Raw genomic sequence first — 16,079 nt, forward strand, 5'->3', positions numbered from 1 at the left:
CGCGATAAGAGATGTCTGGAAATGGACGCTCTATGCGACATCGAAAAGTGTCCGGCAACCATGTCCGGTTTGCCGGAAATCAAGCATAGCGTAAAGCCTAGAGGGTTCCGTCCTCAAAATCACTGCATCGGAGCTAAAGCCGACGGAGAAACAAAGCCAATACGCTTCCCCTCGCGAGCAACCTCCACCCTCGCCGCTTCGGTGCGTACGACCCTGACCAAGGTGCCAGGTTGAAGGGAATCTCCCACGACGCTCCCGCGTTCATCAGTGACAGCCGCAACTGCGATGACGACATGCGTTGGCTGAATCGGCACGAAATCTTCGGACGGATTAGCCAGTGTATTGACCGTCCTCCCGACAGCGAAGTCCTCACCGATTAGCTTCATCTGGGGAACCTGGCGTATCCCGAATTTGCCAAAAGACAAATCGGGCACTCGGGCGCCAACATAAGATGCCAATGCCGTCACTTGTATCAAGCCGGTTCTGTTAGGGTCTGCCGCACCAAGCCCTTCCATCACCGAGTAGGCAAAAACACCGTGACCTTGGAAGCCCTCGAGCGCCGGACCATCATCGCTAGACGCGGCTAGCACCGACCGTCCTGTTGCTCGTGTGAGACGGTCAAGGGCAGCTAGACGATCAAAGCCACGGGTAGTGCGCTCTAGCGTCAGCGTACCGCTCTCACAAGTGTCAAACATGAGAAGGGATTTCCGAGTTGCGACACGGGTCAGCCAATGTTGCCAGTCGTCTTGGTTGATGCCTTGTTCCGAGAATGAGCCAGCGTCAGAATACTTGAAATCATAGGGTATGAAATAATAGCGCCCGTCCTCAGTCTTGCCATGGCCAGCGACAAAGAGAACGAACACATCCGTAGAGCGTATTTGTTTGGCGATCTCGTCAAACGCCAAATCGATTCCGCCCCTTGTCGCCTTTTGATCGGTGACCAGCCAGGTTTTCACACCGTCGAAGAAATCGGCACCGGCAACCTCGAAGGAATGGATCAAATCAGCAGCATCATTCGCGGCGAACTTAAGAGTGAGCCTGCTGTCCCAGTAATCATTGATCCCGACGGCTAGCACAAAAAGCCGTGGTGAGACTGAGGCACCAGTTGCCGCCCAACTGATGTTCGAAGTGGCAGGACTTGAGGCAATTCCGTTGGATGAGTTGAAAACGCTTAACTCCAGGACGTTCTTCCCCGGCTCAAGTAGAAGGCTGTCTTCTATTTCGACCGATTCGCCCTCACCAGTTACCGAGGGAGGCAACGTGCGAGCAACACGTACGATCCCGTTCACCCGCCACTCTATACGACCGATGCCTCCGGTCGAGGCTGTTACAGTTGCCTTGGCAACAATCGTTTCCTTGTCCGCCACGCTGTCACCCGCCGGGGATACAATCGTGACAGTGGGTGGCAGCCCACCCTTTAGAAGTGTACTTATCGTGGGACCTTCGCCTACCTTCTGTTCACCAATGCCTCCTGAAGCAACAGCGGCCACTAGATCGGGTCTGTAAAGCGTATTGAAAAAGCTGTCGATTGTGACCGTTTCGTTCAAACTAGGCGCGAGGAAGAGGTTTTCCGCAGCCTCTCTCGTTCCGCCAAAATAGCCGCCCTCAATGCGGGTCAACCAGTTTCCATTTTCGCTGAGGACGGTTCTTAAGATTGGTTCCGGCTTGCCAACGTCATACAGCAGAAAGTCACCAACATCAGTTATCGCTAGAAAACGTCCTTGCCTCTGTTGCGCCAGTGCGAGCACGTTCGCCCCCGCGACATCGTGCTCGGAACTGTAATTGTCCGCGCCAACAACCGCGGTTACTGGCTTGTTACCCTTTAGGCTCACAAGGCGGTTACCACCGAGGCGGCTGGCTCTAGATGCCTGCGCGGTCTCATCAGCTGACTTTTTGCCAGCAGCCAGTTGTCCCGAAAGCAGCGTAAACTTCCCGCTCTCGTATTTGTAAATCAGGCCGCCGGAACCACCGACACCGAGCAGTGCCGCATCACTGGGGGTGTCGGGAATTATCCATTTTACTACCCCCCAATACCATCGCGTTCTGTTGCCAGACCTCGTCGTTTCCAGCTTGAGCTCTTGTCGAGATACAGCCCTCCCGGTAGCCAGGCTTTGAACGATAGCAAAATGGTCGAGACCATAAAGAATGCTGCTCCCCCCGTCGACAAAGTTAAATGCAGCCAGCCAGCCTGAGAAAGTTTTCTTTAGGACAATTCTTCCGGTAGTAGCTTCCGCCACCAGTAGCGTATTCGTTGTTTTCGGACTGTATTCAGAATACCTAGCCGCTATATACCGACCATCCGGAGACACCCTTATATCCTTGGCCTGCTCCTTAGGGAAATCTGCAATTAGTCTAACTTTACCATTTGTGAGATCAAGTTCTCTTATAGAGCCATCATCACAGGCCATGGCTACGTGTTCGTCTTCGATAAAATCTGCCAATTCAACTGCAGCGGAGAGCTCCCCAGATTTGCTGACGTTACAGTCTTCGAAATGCAAGGTCCGCATTTGCCCGGTTTGGGTATCGAGAACGTAGGCGGCCCTGCCAGCGATACCTATTGCCACACTCCCATCGAGGCTGACTGCCCCAGCATCCAGGGCCAGTCGGCGTACCGCCGTCCGAGGTATTAGAGGCTCCCCAGTTGTCAGCCGGTACCTAAACACACCGTCGCTCCCGACGGTGTAAATCTCACCTCGCTCCTCGTCGATCCGCAACTCGGTACCCGTGGACGGAAAATGCGAAATATTCCGCACTTCCCCAGTCTCGAAATCCCATTGAAAAATCGAACTGACACTACCGGAATTATTAACAAAATGAAGAGATTTATCACCTGAGCTAAATGCGACTTGTTCGTACGGCGCTTCGCCATCTTCAAATTCCTTCGTAAAAACGATATTCCCAGATCTGGAATCATGGATCTCCGACGCTTTTTTTGTCAGAACGTAGTAATATCGGCCGTCGCGAGATAAGCTGAACGTACTGAAATATTCTGTAGTCCCGGTCAGACGGCGCCCCGAAGATGCATCATAGACCCTTATCTCGTCGCGATGTCTCTCTAGATCGAGGAATGAAACCGCTACTATTGAGCCGTCAGCAGATACGAACAGTTCTCCCGGCATTATTTTCTGGGTAATTCGGTCCAGCTCACGAACATCGCGTGTCGCGAGGTCAACGGACCACACTCCGCCGTCTGAAAGAACCCAGACGACGGAATTGACAGGCACGGACGCGATCTTGCCAAATGTAAAATCCGACATGCCGGGAATTCTAACGTAGTCGTTAGAAATCCCGGATGTAGAATCTACAACATGGACCCCTTTGTTTTGGCCGGACCATGTCGCAAGACAAGCGATCTTTTTACTAAAACTGTTGTATGTAAAGTGCTGTCCGGATATCTGCATAAAGCTCTTAAGTGGCATGCCGGAATCTAGTCTAAATCGTGCAATATTATTGCAGTCTCCTGCCAAGACGATATTGTCATTGTAAGATATTTCTAAGTTAGAGATTAAATCGTTAGAGAATGATGGCCGGTCAAATGGTTGTGCATTGTCGTATGGGCCGACAGCCTCGTGGATTTTCTCTTTGATTGATTGGTCAAGGAGGCCAACGGCGTCTTCCTCTGTGGTGAAAGTCTTGCCGTGGTCTGACATAAAGCGCGCTATATCATCTCGCAGTGCGCGACTATCTCTGCCGTCAAGCTCTTCGCTAGAGAGTCCAAGTACCCATAATTTTCTTTGGATCTCGCGCGTCTCGTCGGACGCAAACGCAGATCTCCCAAAACTGGAGGCGACCAGGGCTACGACCAACCAAACGAGCAAACGCGGAGCGATGCCTTGGAATGCCGGAACCCTTATCATCGCAATCCCCTGCGCTATTTGTGTGTGTCATCCGCACTCAAATTCACGACTTGCACCCGTCTGTTGACCTGATCATCGGGTCTGTTCGGATCATAAAGTTCTGTTTTCCCGTATCCCTTCACGTCCAGGCGAGACGCGCTGATACTAAAATTCGAGATGAGGTAGTTCGCTACGGCCTCTGCGCGGCGCACAGAGAGCTTTTGATTGTATTCATCGGTGCCGCGAGCGTCGGTGTGGCCAGCTATAAGGAAGCGAGACGATGTGAGGCTGGGATCTGTCAGAGCTTTCCCAAGTGCATCCAGGGTTATGATGGAATCGTTCAGAAGATCGGCGGAATCGTATGCGAACGTCACGTAGAGATTGACCGCGTTGGGCTTGTCCGAAACCACGGTGGGATCGACTAGTACCCCCCTTTTGCCGAAGGGTAACGCTCTGTAACCAGGCTTAGGACAAGTTGGGTCGAGCCGACAACGTATCTCCTCAGAACTCAGGGTTTGAGCGGGGCAAGCAGTGGCAGCATAAAACAGTGCCATCAAAGCTGCGGCAATGGGCGTTCTCATGGTGTCGCCTTCGTTTCGAAATCTACGAGTGCTGCCGCTATCACTCGCTCAGGCAGATCGGTTCGCGGCCGATAGATCAAAGCCTTCCGCAACAGACTCAGATAGTCTCTGGCCGATTGACTGGTCGGAAGCCTGTTTTCAAACAATGGACTCCTTGATGTCACCACAACCATCAACTCTCGCCCGAGAGGGGGTGCTATCGTGAATTTCGGGCGGCCTTGCTGGCCGTCACCGAAGTGTAGTTCGCGGTTAGGCTCCGTTTGGCCTGCTGGGCCGTTTGGTTGCACCAAATGAACAACGGTTTGATCAGCTTGAATGTACGATATGTAGACGTAGCTAAAATGCCCCGGGGTATGGACGGTCACGTTGAGCAAACGTCCCGGAGAGAGATGATCCTGATCTACGACAGAAATTATTGGCTTTTCGGGCTCTTCTGTCGCCCTAGCCAGCATCTGTTTGAGCTCGCATTGAGGCCAAGGTGCGGTTGCGACCGAGACGACCTTGATATCCGGATTCTTTGAGGCCAACTCTTCAAGTCGCCGGCGATCATCGTCGCTTCCTACAAACCCAGATACGACAACCGTTTTGCCGTCTTGACGGAATGTTACGTTAGCGCAAGTCCTCGTATTGATGTCGGCGATGAGCTGTGACAACTCAGAGGTGTCTAGAGGTTGGACCGGTGGGTTAGGTTTGAAACCCGCCACACGCAACACCACTGCTTCCTCTGCCATTTGGGCGTAGGCGTCGTAAGACAGCCACATCAGCCCGTGCTCACCCCATTTTCGGCCCCATGAATTGATAACACGAAGCGCCTGCTTGTGATCATCGTAACCGGTAGCCACAACCGCGTGATAGCCTTCCGCGTTGTTGCTGGTCTTATCAACGTGATAAACCCCCCCACGGTAATCGTCGAAGCTAGGCCACAACTGCAGGGCGAGAATGACGGGCTCCCCTTGCGCCAGCCTGCCTCTCACATCATCGATTCTGGTCGCGTCTAACCTAAATAGACCCTGAACCTTGAACTCAGTAGCGCCACTGATCTCCTCGGTCGAAATCGTTTCGCACTTGTCGATGTAGGGATGTTGGGCGAGCGATACCGCTCCGTCCTTTAGTGCGTATACATTGTCTGATAAACTTGATCCACCGTCACAACCGCGTGGTCGCGCACGATTGAAGAGGTAGCTTGGGCTTACAATTGAGGCGGGATCAAGTACCTTTCCCTCAACCGTTGATGTATAATAGCTTCGAGCAGCATATCCTACGGCCCATGAGGAGCAGGAGCCGAGCCTGCCTTGATCTCCGGCACGTGGAAATTTCGATGACAAGTCAGCGGTGTCTGGCAAAAAGGCTCTAAATGTCGGTAGTTCCGGGAGACTCCGCATCTCGGCAACCGGCATTAGGTTAAGCCCTGTTGCATAGCGAGTTCCTGGGGGGTCGGGCTCAACGGGTTCTTCAGAGGACGACTGGGCTACAGCACCCCCCGCGACAAGAAGGCCAACGGTACAAATTGAGGTGACGCCTAGGACGCGCGACCGACTTTGGGCTGTTCGGTGCATAAGCTCTCAATCCCGAGGTAATATTAGAGATTCATCATAATAAACGCCACCACGCAATCCCGATCGCCATTCTGTCACATCGATTTGTTCGAATGCTCTAGGCGTTGCGAATGCCCGGCGGCCCTGACTGCGGGCATGTTTGGACCTGAATATTGCTTTTCCGTTGGACAAACTATCACGGAGCAATCAGCCGGTCATTGTTTTGGATGATTTTTCCACATGCCGATACACCCAAGTTTACGCCTTATTGGGGCGTGGTCATGCTGCTTAGAGGCCGTGGGGTCGCCCGGAAAAAATGTTTGGCATTCACCAATTGCTTCGCGGGTCGTCGAGGGGGAGCGAACCGTCGACGCCGCCGTCGGCGTCTTGCCAATCCGGCGCGACATCGTGGTCGTTGACACCAGACAGATACTCGTCTGCGGGGCGCCGGTGTTCAGGGTGATCTGCGGGCCGCACAGAGGCGTCGGGCGCTGATAAGGGCTTGCCAGAGGCGCTGTTTGTCTCTGCAGGCTCGTCAGCGGCCCGCAGCGCCTCCTCGATAAGCTGTCTCAGCGCCCTGGCGTTCTCACGGACTGCCGCACGCTCGGCCGCCTCTGCAGCCTCGATTGAGCGCCGCTCGGCCGCGCGCCGCTCGGCCACTTCCGCCCGTCGCTTGTCCAAAGCCGCCACTCGCTTGGCGATGCCGCGGTCGAGGGCTTCCCGGAAATCAGGGTAGGTCAATGCCCAGCGCGAAAGGGTTCGGTTCGTGACGCCGAGCTTGGCTGCGATCTCTGGCTGCGCGATCCCGGTCTCGGCCAACCGGATGGCCTTCCTGGCCTGGTAGGTCGGCGGCCGGCCCATCAGCAGCCACCGCGTGGCGCCTCGCGCGCGAGGGCGCGCGCGCGTTTTAGGGGGTCTCGTGGGATTTTGATTTGTATAGACATAAAGCCTCGCCGTCTTCTGCCGTTGTCGTTGCCCTATTCTTTCGACGATTTGCGACGCAACTGCCTCTCGATCTCGTCGAGTTGCTTGAGAAAGCCAAGCTTGCGGGTTTGCTCCGCTTCCGCTGCGGCACGGTCCGGTGGTGGCTTGGCGGCAGGCGATTGCCGCAGACGCCGCTCAACCTCTTCAAGAGATCGTCTTAGGTCTTCTTCCGACATCGCGCCGCTCAACCTGAGATCGCCTTTGGCGGCGGCTCTGGTGGGTCGGCGTAGCAAAGGATGACGCGCTGTACGGCAGCAGCCAGACTTTCGCGCTGCGAGCGCGAAGGCCGGTCATTCGCGCACAGCTCTTTCAAAAGCTGCTGCTCGTCGTCGGTCAGCATCACCGCCCGCTCTTCATGAGCAACCCGATCAAGCAGGTCAGCCGGCTGAAACCGGCCGTACCGCGCTAGCCAGCCCAGAACAAGCGCGCGCTCTACGTCGATGATCCCGACTAGCCCGTTATCAGGTAGCGCCGGGTCGCGGCGGCGGCGCCATGCGTCTGGGTAGACAACGTTGTCATCGTTGACCATTTTCAACTCTCCTTTCGTTTCAATCCCGCTTGCGGGGGTTGCGTAGGGGTGCGGGGGTCGTTTGAGCCACCTCTACGTAACTGTCATACTCGTATGTCATCTAACAACACTGACAGTTTGCTGCGCTTGAGCAAAAGGAACTCTGCAACACCCGCAACCCCCCGCAAAATTGACCATTGCCGAGGCCGTTATTCACGCACGCGGCTCCGTTTCGCTCAGCCAGTACACGTTGACTTTTGAGTGCTTGTCCCGCTCGCCCAAGAGCTTCACGCCGTCAACGATCTGCCCGAAGCGCTCCCCGAGCCACTTCCCCAGCCGTAGCACGCTGATTTCGCCGCGGCCGGGAGGCGCTGCAATCGCGACGAGCGCCGCGTGCAGTTCCATGTGCTTGGGTTCGAACATGCCGATATTGGTCTTCTCTTCAGCCAACTTTTTCAATTCCGTGGCGGTCAGTGGGTGATCGGTGCCGGAGGCCTCCCGCCACCCGGCAACGAACTGTCGAAACAGGTTCTTGCTCGGGTCGTCTCTGCGCGCGGCTTCCTGCGTCGCGACCGGGTCGGCCCGGCCAAGCCAGACGAGCGCCGAGCGGACCAGCCTCGACCAATCTTCGAAAGAGGCGAGCGCTGGCAGCGTGTCAGGGCATCCCGCCACGACGTAGGCGCGCACGACGACCAGCGCGGCGGCGATGTAGCGGCCACGGTCGGCGATCACGAGATCGAAGGGCTTGGCCTTGAACTGGCGCTGCTCCGGCCGTTCCATGTTCGCATCTAGCGAGCACAGCACCGTGCGCCGGACGACGTCCTCGACAAGCTTGATGTTGTTGCCGTTGGCGAAAAAGGTTGCCCGGTTCTCGACGCGCACATTCTTGGACTGCCCTAGCACGCGGACGTCGACCACGGGCCTTTCAACCGCTTGGCAGACGCTAGAGCCGCCAAGCTCGCCGTTGAGGTTGTCTATCGAGACCAGCGCCTGCCCAGTCATGAGCGCGGCGCCGATGCGCTTATCCGTCTCTTCGCCTGTGTGCCCGGCCGCGAACACAGGGCAGCGCTGCCCGCTCACGATTGCGGAAGCGATATCGACGATGTAGCTCTTGCCGGTGCCCGCCTCGGGAGCGGTGTTGACGTGCAGCGGAGCAGCCGCGATGGCGCCGCGAACGACGGGTGTAATCAGTTCCGACAGCGCCACCGACCGGCTGGCGTCGTCCACGAACGGGAACTCGGCGAGCAACTGGTCGAGGGTGTCGAGCGCGGCGAGCGCGTCATCACGGCTCGGAACTTCAGGGATCGGCGGTAGTGTCGGCGGCTCGACGAGCAGCAGCCGGGTCTCGGGGTCGTAGCCCGGCTCGCTCATTATGGTCCCGTCGCGCCGAAGCGTTGGCGTGGTGATCACGCCAGCGACAGGCGGAAATTTCCACTCGCCCACGCGCGAAAGCAGCGTTGCGGCGACGTCGCGCGGCGGGTCGGTCGGCACAAGCTTTTTCGCCCGCGCGTCGTACTTTTCCCAGTTTGCCACACGGCTGAAGTGATCGCGCAGCATGTCGGCCGTGGCGGGCGTGAGCCGAGCGACCTTGGTTTCGCGTCCGCGGGATGCTTCGACGTCGTCGATTACCGGCCGCTTGATCGTGTCGCCGTGCACGTAAAAGGGCGCGCCCGCCTCTATCAACGCCTGTTCGGCTTCGGTTGCCAGTTCAGGCAGTACGCCGGCCTTGACCTGTATCGTACGAGGCGTGAGACCCTTCTCCTTTAGCTTCCTGGCCATCTCCGCCACCCTAGCAGGCGCGGCCGTTACAGGCATGTGGGTGCCGGTCGTGAACTCATGGACAAAGACCTCACCGGCGTGGTCGAGCCCGAGCAGACAGCGGTCAGTCTTTTTCGCCGTCGGACCTTCGAGCCATGCCGCCGAACACCGGAGGCCTTTTATGCCTTCACCAAGCGCCTGCAATTCCGCAAGCGTGCGGCTTACGCCATCGGCGCAGTCGAACTGCATCTCGTCTGTGAGATCGTAGATTGGCCTGCCGGAACTTTCGCCTTTGGTGCTTTTCTGAACGACCTGCCAGCCTGCCGCTTCGAGGATGGCGTCTGTGATGTCGATGAGCTTAAAGAAGTTATTCTTAGGCAGCTCGATCAATTCTGCTTTGCGGGTGTCGGCTGGTGAGCGGTCCTGCCAGCGGTACTCAGTCTCGACGCTGCCATCCTTGGCGAAGCTCCTCGGGCCAAAGGACCCGAATTGCCGACCCGACGCACTGCCGAAGATTTCGACTTTGTGGGCCCCGTCGTCGGCCGTCTCGCCAGGCTTCACCCAGCACCGCGAGCGAATGCATCCGAACGGCTCATTGGTTCGGACAAAGAGGGCGAGCTTAGCGCCGCCGCCATGGCGGATCAGAAGCGGCAGATCGGGATTGCCGAGCGTGTCGGGAAACGCATCATAGAACGCGTTCAGTATCCGGCTGACCTGCGTTTCGTCATCGATGTCGATGTCGATCACGGCGAGGTCACCATCGAGGCGTATGCCCGTAGTGGTGTATTTGAGCATACGGTTCCAGCGCTTGGTTATAAGCTCGCTTGTAACCTTTTCTGTTGGCCATCCCGGCAGGTAGCAAGGCTTTCCTTCGTTAGGCGTTGGCGTGAAGCCGTTCTGTAGCAACAGCGTGCGCAGGTCGGTTATGCGTTGAGTGATGGTCATGCTGTGATTTCCTTTTTGGGCGCGGTCGGTGCGGTCCAGGAACCGAAGCCAGGTGCCGGGCCGATCCTCGGCATGAGTAGCAGCCGCCTGCCGCGCAGATGGTCGCACCAATCCCGGACTGAGCCTTTGCCGTACAGCCCCTGCAGGCGTGCAGCTTCAGCGTCGAGCGCCGCGATTTGCTCGTCGTCCGGGGTCATGACGAGGATCGCGCTGCCTTTCCATGGAGGGTAGCTGTCGTCGACCTCGACACGCAGAAGGTAGCGCCGACGCAGCTCCGCGAGCAGACGTTCGTTGACGTAGTAAGGCTGCGCCACAATCGCGGCCGGCCGGCCGCCTGCGCGGTACCATGTGGGGTGGTCGATTAGCGCTCCGTATTCGATGACACCGGCCTGCTCGCCTCGGCGCGTCTGATTGGAGCGCCGTTCCAGCTGGCCAAGGCAGAACGTGGCACGCGAGCGGTACCAGCCGCGCTTGTAGCCGTAGTCGTCGGCTAAAAGGCAGGCCGCTTGCCGCCGGCGCCAGCCATCGCGGCGCCCCCGCGCCGCAAATTCAGCTAGCGTGTTCTCTCGTTCGAGTTCGGAAAGCGGCGGCACCAGAGCGCGCTTGACGAGACTGTACACCACGTAGACGGTCCTTTCGGACCGGTCGCAGAGGGGCTTGCCTTGGCGAGGGTAATAGGACTATATTCCTAGTTGTTGACGTAGTCCTATTCCTCGCCGGTCGTGCGCCCTCGCGCGGCCGGCGTTTTCGTTCTTATGCTTCTGTGTTCGCTGCGCGGCGAGCATCGCCGTCGGCTTCGCGGGCTTTGACCCAGTCGGCCTCGGCTTCAGGTGAAATCCGCACCAATTTGCCGATGACGTACTCGCGTGGGGCCAGCCCCGCTGTCTTCAAATTGTAATAGCTGGAGCGACTGATCTTTTGCCGGCGACAGAAGCCGGGAATGGACCGGTCGGTGTGGTCGATTGAGAGATCGCGCAAAAGGTCGCGAAAAGACGGGTCGTTGACTGCGGCGCTGACGACGGCGTTCATGGGCTACATCCTCTTTCTGGACCCGGTTGGGCACAACCAGGTTTGCTGATGAGCCATTTCTCGTCGAGCGGGCTGCGGTTGGGTAGGATGAAACCCTACGATAAAACAGGAGGCTTTCGTTCGGATACCACACGGGCAGCGGCGCGCTTTATCTGCCGATCCAAGTCAGGTGTGTCGCCACCATTGCCGCGGGCAGCGAGATAAAAAGCACGAGCGAAGTCAGCGAATTTGCCAGTCGACGTGCCGCTGATCTCATAAGGTGAATGGCGCACCCAGAACTCGGTGGCGCGATCAACCGCATGCTGCTTCCGATGCTCGGTGGGCCGACCTTGTTGCTCGAAACGCGCCTGCGCCGCTGCGCTAGAGATCATCTCAACGGTCCGTATCACGACGTCTCTCGCGGGCTCATCAACTTGATCGTCTGGCTCGTGATCGTCTTTATTGTCGACGAACGATGGAGAGCGCCAGAAGGCCGAGTTCGCGTGGTGATGGTATTGCAGTTTTTCGAGCTGCCCCAGCAGCGCGTCGGCGCGCTTCTTCAATTCGTCCAAAGGCGCGTTCCAATCAGATGGTAGGGGTCGGTGGACGGTTTCGGGGTCGTAGTCCGAGGTCGTTGCCTTTAGCGCTGTTTCCAGCCGCCAACGCGCGTCGCTGTCGTTGACGTCGGCGCCAGCGAGTTCCATGAGGTCATCAAGCTTCTTTGCATTCATCACCGCGTTCCAATCTGAACGACCTTGCCGCTCTCGACCGGCGGCAACAGCGGAACAATCGCCGCCCGCGCCATTTCTTCCAAGCCCGAGGTGATCCACTTGGCATAGTGCTTTTCGATCATCGCGACCGACGTGTCGTGCGCGGCGGCGACGAGCCGGATCGGCAGATTTTGCCGAATGCCGCGAACGATGGATGAGTGCCGCAATGCATAGGCGATGACGCCGGGCATCTCGGCCCGCGCACGGATAGCCTTCCAAGGCCGAGCAAGGTCGCTGGCGGTTTGCCACGGCCCGCGCGTCGTGCGCTCCCAGCGAATGGCGCCAGATATGCGACGATGGTTCCAGCGCTCAAGCAATGACGCATCACTGCTGCGACCCGTCACCACCGGACGTAGGAGGTCAACGACGGCAGGTTCGACCGGAATTGTGATCGCACCAGACTTGCCGCCACCGCGGCCTTTGCGGCTGCTGGGCACCAGGAGGCGGGCCTTGTCCAGCTGACAGTCTCGGACCTTCATGCGGACGATCTGGCTAAACCGCGCGCCCGTGGCGCTCAGAACCGCCACCAGCCGGAAAAGATCACCGTCATATCCGAGATCGGCGTCGACTTGGCGCGTGGCCACCAGCAATCGCATCAGCTGCGCGTCGCTCAAAATCTGGTTGTCGCGCGCGACGGGCTCGGCGTCGTCGGCCGCATCGCCCTTCAGCCCGGAGCCGATTGCCAGCGAGGCGGGCAAGAGCTTGGCGCGAGAATTAAGCGCGGCTTTCAGGTCATTGACCAGCCTGCGCTTGGTCGTCTCCTTCAACGCTGAGGGTAGGCCAGCGCGCCATTTGACGAGGTCATCCTCGCTCAGCGCCGTCATCGCTACGCCAGCCAGGGGCGCCGCTGGCACCCCTTCCTGCTTGCCGCGCTTGTCCTGCCCGAGCACGTAGCGGCCCAGACGGCGCGCGGCGTCCGAGCGCACCTCTCGACCTTGTCGGCGGTTGTCACGAGCATCACGCATCGCGACGTAGTCCTTCACGACCTGCCCGACAGTCACGGGCGCGGCCGGCTCGGCCGGCGCATGCAGCTTGGCATGCAGCTCGCGCGCCCTGTCCTGCGCCTGGTTGAAAGTCAGAACGGTCTTACCGTTGGCGTCGAGCTTGTCGTCGGCATCGGCAAACGTCTCGACTTGATAATCGCGTTCACCTCTATAGAGGCGAGCGACCCAGCGGCCGCCGGTCTTGCCTTTCCGGTAGCCGAGATGCAGGCCGCCGCCGATCTCCCGATAATAGGGCTTGCCTTGGACTTTCAGCTTCTCGCGCGCCGTGCGGCTTCCAAGCTGCGCATCCTTCACCTGCCTTGCCATGATCGCTCCGTTTGTCCAACATTTTGTCCAATATATAGGCTTGGACTGAGTTGGACAAGGATGCACTTGACCGGCTGAAATCCCACGAAAGCGTCGGTTTTAGTGATTCAGACTGGACCAGGATGGACTGGTTACAAGCCCTTTGAAGGCGTGAATCGTGGTTCGAATCCATGAGCGGGAACCAGTCCTCGGTTGGCGTTGTTTGGCATTGCGCGAGCTGATCGGCTTGAACTTTCCCTGAGGAGGTCGGAACCAGGCGGCCGGCTTTTACTGTTCAGTCGACCTCCAGCGCAGCCGCTTCACCCTTGGCCAGCAGTCGTGCGGCGTCGCGCGCGGGCGGCAGGCCGAATTGGCGCGCATATTCGCGGCTGAACTGGGAAGCGCTTTCATAGCCGACGGTGAAAGCAACCTGCGCGGCGTTGCCCGGTTGCGCGATCAAGAGGTGGCGGGCCTCCAGCAGGCGGAGCTGCTTCTGATACTGGATCGGGCTCATCGCCGTCGCGGCCTTGAAGTGGCGATGAAAAGCGGCATTGCTCATATGCGACAGCGCGGCCAGTTCGCTCACATCGATCGGTTCGTTGTAATGCGCCCGGATCCAAGCCGTGGCGCGGCGGATCCGCGACAGGCGGCCATCGGCGAGCGCGAGCTGGCGCAGCTTTTCGCCCTGCGGGCCCTGCAAGAGCCTGAAGGCGATCTCCCGTTCGAGCATGGGCGCGAGAACCGGTATCTCGGCCGGCTTGTCGAGCAGCCGCAACATCCGGCGCCAGGCGTCGAGCAGCAAGTCACCGACCTGATTGGTCGCGAAGCTATCGCCGTCGATCGCCGGCTTGTGGTCGATGAGCAGGCCGGCGATCAGCTCGGTATCGAGCGAGAGGGCGATGGCCGTGTAAGGCTGCGCAACGCTGGCCTCGATCAGCTGGCTGGTTGCTGGTGTCTCGACCGCATAGACGAAATAACTGCCTGCGCTATAGGCGAGCGTGCGGTCTCCCAGCAGCACCGTTTTGGTTCCCTGCAGGACGAACAGCGTGGTCGGCTGGCAAAGCTCCGGCAGCGGCGGCGTTGGAACCTCGCTGCGGCCGATCGTGACGCGTGGAATGGCCGTCTTCGTGCGCCGTCCGCGCGCATGGCGGCCGGCGATGGCGATCAATTCCCGAAGCGCTTCGTTCATCGTTTCAGCATTGCCGATCCATCGCGGCCAAGCAACCAAGCGAGGCGCTGACGCGCCCGGAAAGACGCGCACCTGGGTGACGCGAAGACGCGCACCTGAGAGGATCAGGCAAGAGGTTGAGAGCTTTTGGCGCGCGAAGCGAGCCGGTTCACCTCATGTCTAGGTCACCGAACAGGAGACATGGATATGACGACGCGAAAGAACGCGCTGGTGACCGGCGCCAACAAGGGCATCGGCCGTGAGACGGCCCGCCGGCTGGCGGCGCTGGATTACAAGGTGTGGCTCGGCGCGCGCGACGCCGTGCGTGGCGAGACCGCTGCTCACGCGTTGCGCGGCGAGGGGCTGGACGTCGAGTGGCTCGCGCTCGACGTCGCCAGCGACGACAGCGTGGCGGCCGCGGCCAAAGCCGTCGCGGCGCGGGCGCCCGGCCTGGACATTCTGGTCAACAATGCGGGCATCGCCCCCGGCTATGTCGAGGCGCTCGGCCCGGACGGCCGCTATGAACGGCCGCCGAGCCGCGAGAGTCTCGCTGACATGAAAGCGACCTATGACGTCAATGTCTTTGGTCCGGTGCGGGTCACGCAGGCATTCCTGCCGCTGCTCCTGGCATCGCCCGCTTCACGCATCGTCATGGTGAGCAGCTATCTCGGATCGCTGGCGCGCGCGGCCGGCAACAGCCAGTCGCCCAATGTCATGGGCTATGGCAGCTCGAAGACCGCGCTCAACGCCGTCACGCTCGCCTTCGCCAGGGAACTCGCGCCACACGGCATCATGGTCAATGCCGCCGCTCCCGGCTACACCGCGACGGATCTCAACGCGCACAGGGGCGGCCGCACGGTGCAGCAGGCGGCCGAGATCATCGTGCGCCTGGCGACGCTGGAGCCAGGCGGGCCGACGGGCGGCTATTTCGATGAGAACGGCGCGCTGCCCTGGTGAAAGCGCTGATTACGTCTTGAGCTTGCTCGCTTCGCGCGCCAGCGCTTCGATCTCGTCCCACTTGCCGGCCTTGATGAGATCGTCGGGCGCCACCCAGGAGCCGCCGACGCAGATGACGTTGGGCAAGCTGAGATAGTCCGCGGCGTTCCTGGCCGTTATGCCGCCGGTCGGGCAGAATTTCACGTCGGCGAGCGGCGAGGCGAATGCCTTCAATGACGCGATGCCGCCGGACTGCTCGGCCGGGAAGAATTTCAGGAAGCGCAGGCCGGCTTCGCGCGCGGCCATGATTTCGCCGGGCGTGATGGCGCCCGGCAGCAGCGGTACGGGGCTGTCCTTGGCCGCGTCGAGAAGCTGGCTGGTGATGCCCGGGCTGACGATGAATTTCGAGCCGGCGCGGGCTGCTTCGTCGAACTGCCTGGCATCGAGAATTGTGCCGGCGCCGACGACCGCGTCCTCGACTTCGGCTGCCACGCGACGGATCGCTTCCAGCGCGTCGGCGGTGCGCAGCGTGATCTCGATGGCCCGCAACCCGCCGCGCGACAAAGCACGGGCAAGCGGCACGGCATCGGCGACATTGGCGATCTTGAGCACCGGGATAACCGGCTGACCGTTGAGGAGCGACAGGAGCTTTTCGGTCTTGCTGGTCATGTGCTGATCTCCATTTCGATCGTTTTAAACCGATTAGCAGAAGGAATATGCCAAGTCCACGAAGGGTGGCGTTTCGTGATGCCGCGTGGCCA

14 protein-coding genes are annotated in these 16,079 nt (G+C 59.4%); 1 reads left to right on the forward strand and 13 read right to left on the reverse strand.

What is annotated here, in order from left to right; genetic code table 11:
* Window positions 1–119: 119 nt before the first annotated feature.
* The 12 genes from EN862_RS02415 to EN862_RS02470 all read right to left on the reverse strand — a co-directional run bounded on the left by EN862_RS02415 (window position 120) and on the right by EN862_RS02470 (window position 14,403).
* On the reverse strand, window positions 120–3,857 hold the full coding sequence (locus EN862_RS02415; protein WP_127864282.1) for a caspase family protein: 3,738 nt from the start codon (window positions 3,855–3,857) through the stop codon (window positions 120–122).
* Between the two features lie 14 nt (window positions 3,858–3,871).
* A complete protein-coding gene (locus EN862_RS02420; RefSeq protein WP_127864283.1) occupies window positions 3,872–4,417 on the reverse strand; it encodes an OmpA family protein in 546 nt (181 codons plus the stop codon).
* Window positions 4,414–5,973, reverse strand: a complete 1,560-nt coding sequence (locus EN862_RS02425; RefSeq protein WP_127864284.1) for a C1 family peptidase — start codon at window positions 5,971–5,973, stop codon at window positions 4,414–4,416. The genes EN862_RS02420 and EN862_RS02425 overlap by 4 nt, the downstream gene beginning before the upstream one ends.
* A 306-nt stretch (window positions 5,974–6,279) precedes the next feature.
* The gene (locus EN862_RS02430; RefSeq protein ID WP_127864285.1) at window positions 6,280–6,813 is read right to left on the reverse strand and encodes a helix-turn-helix domain-containing protein; all 534 of its coding nucleotides are present in this window, start codon (window positions 6,811–6,813) and stop codon (window positions 6,280–6,282) included.
* Between the two features lie 116 nt (window positions 6,814–6,929).
* Window positions 6,930–7,124 (reverse strand): hypothetical protein, encoded by a 195-nt coding sequence (locus EN862_RS02435; protein ID WP_127864286.1) that lies wholly within the window; start codon window positions 7,122–7,124, stop codon window positions 6,930–6,932.
* Window positions 7,121–7,465: a hypothetical protein gene (locus tag EN862_RS02440; protein WP_127864287.1), complete on the reverse strand. Its 345-nt coding sequence runs from the start codon at window positions 7,463–7,465 to the stop codon at window positions 7,121–7,123. The genes EN862_RS02435 and EN862_RS02440 overlap by 4 nt, the downstream gene beginning before the upstream one ends.
* 192 nt (window positions 7,466–7,657) lie before the next feature.
* Window positions 7,658–10,147, reverse strand: a complete 2,490-nt coding sequence (locus EN862_RS02445; protein WP_127864288.1) for a hypothetical protein — start codon at window positions 10,145–10,147, stop codon at window positions 7,658–7,660.
* On the reverse strand, window positions 10,144–10,767 hold the full coding sequence (locus EN862_RS02450; protein WP_127864289.1) for a hypothetical protein: 624 nt from the start codon (window positions 10,765–10,767) through the stop codon (window positions 10,144–10,146). Before EN862_RS02450 ends, EN862_RS02445 begins: the two co-directional genes overlap by 4 nt.
* 133 nt (window positions 10,768–10,900) lie before the next feature.
* Window positions 10,901–11,176: a transcriptional regulator gene (locus EN862_RS02455; protein ID WP_245519478.1), complete on the reverse strand. Its 276-nt coding sequence runs from the start codon at window positions 11,174–11,176 to the stop codon at window positions 10,901–10,903.
* Between the two features lie 95 nt (window positions 11,177–11,271).
* Window positions 11,272–11,886 (reverse strand): hypothetical protein, encoded by a 615-nt coding sequence (locus tag EN862_RS02460; RefSeq protein ID WP_127864290.1) that lies wholly within the window; start codon window positions 11,884–11,886, stop codon window positions 11,272–11,274.
* The gene (locus tag EN862_RS02465) at window positions 11,886–13,235 is read right to left on the reverse strand and encodes a tyrosine-type recombinase/integrase (RefSeq protein WP_127864291.1); all 1,350 of its coding nucleotides are present in this window, start codon (window positions 13,233–13,235) and stop codon (window positions 11,886–11,888) included. Before EN862_RS02465 ends, EN862_RS02460 begins: the two co-directional genes overlap by 1 nt.
* A gap of 274 nt (window positions 13,236–13,509) precedes the next feature.
* Window positions 13,510–14,403, reverse strand: a complete 894-nt coding sequence (locus tag EN862_RS02470) for an AraC family transcriptional regulator (RefSeq protein ID WP_127864292.1) — start codon at window positions 14,401–14,403, stop codon at window positions 13,510–13,512.
* A gap of 186 nt (window positions 14,404–14,589) precedes the next feature.
* On the opposite strand from EN862_RS02470, the gene EN862_RS02475 reads away from it, so the two are divergent.
* Window positions 14,590–15,339: an SDR family NAD(P)-dependent oxidoreductase gene (locus tag EN862_RS02475; protein WP_127864293.1), complete on the forward strand. Its 750-nt coding sequence runs from the start codon at window positions 14,590–14,592 to the stop codon at window positions 15,337–15,339.
* 9 nt (window positions 15,340–15,348) lie between these two features.
* Here the strand turns inward: EN862_RS02475 and EN862_RS02480 are convergent, their stop codons facing one another.
* The gene (locus tag EN862_RS02480) at window positions 15,349–15,987 is read right to left on the reverse strand and encodes a 2-dehydro-3-deoxy-phosphogluconate aldolase (protein ID WP_127864294.1); all 639 of its coding nucleotides are present in this window, start codon (window positions 15,985–15,987) and stop codon (window positions 15,349–15,351) included.
* Between the last annotated feature and the right edge of the window lie 92 nt (window positions 15,988–16,079).

It is taken from the genome of Mesorhizobium sp. M2E.F.Ca.ET.219.01.1.1 (assembly GCF_004016445.2).
Lineage (GTDB): Bacteria > Pseudomonadota > Alphaproteobacteria > Rhizobiales > Rhizobiaceae > Mesorhizobium.

Bases quoted from the DNA above. Each gene is read 5' to 3' on its own strand.
- EN862_RS02480 (WP_127864294.1), bottom strand. From the start codon at position 15,987: ATGACCAGCAAGACCGAAAAGCTCCTGTCGCTCCTCAACGGTCAGCCG.
- EN862_RS02455 (WP_245519478.1), bottom strand. From the start codon at position 11,176: ATGAACGCCGTCGTCAGCGCCGCAGTCAACGACCCGTCTTTTCGCGAC.
- EN862_RS02445 (WP_127864288.1), bottom strand. From the start codon at position 10,147: ATGACCATCACTCAACGCATAACCGACCTGCGCACGCTGTTGCTACAG.
- EN862_RS02440 (WP_127864287.1), bottom strand. From the start codon at position 7,465: ATGGTCAACGATGACAACGTTGTCTACCCAGACGCATGGCGCCGCCGC.
- EN862_RS02465 (WP_127864291.1), bottom strand. From the start codon at position 13,235: ATGGCAAGGCAGGTGAAGGATGCGCAGCTTGGAAGCCGCACGGCGCGC.
- EN862_RS02425 (WP_127864284.1), bottom strand. From the start codon at position 5,973: ATGCACCGAACAGCCCAAAGTCGGTCGCGCGTCCTAGGCGTCACCTCA.
- EN862_RS02470 (WP_127864292.1), bottom strand. From the start codon at position 14,403: ATGAACGAAGCGCTTCGGGAATTGATCGCCATCGCCGGCCGCCATGCG.
- EN862_RS02460 (WP_127864290.1), bottom strand. From the start codon at position 11,886: ATGAATGCAAAGAAGCTTGATGACCTCATGGAACTCGCTGGCGCCGAC.
- EN862_RS02430 (WP_127864285.1), bottom strand. From the start codon at position 6,813: ATGGGCCGGCCGCCGACCTACCAGGCCAGGAAGGCCATCCGGTTGGCC.
- EN862_RS02420 (WP_127864283.1), bottom strand. From the start codon at position 4,417: ATGAGAACGCCCATTGCCGCAGCTTTGATGGCACTGTTTTATGCTGCC.
- EN862_RS02415 (WP_127864282.1), bottom strand. From the start codon at position 3,857: ATGATAAGGGTTCCGGCATTCCAAGGCATCGCTCCGCGTTTGCTCGTT.
- EN862_RS02475 (WP_127864293.1), top strand. From the start codon at position 14,590: ATGACGACGCGAAAGAACGCGCTGGTGACCGGCGCCAACAAGGGCATC.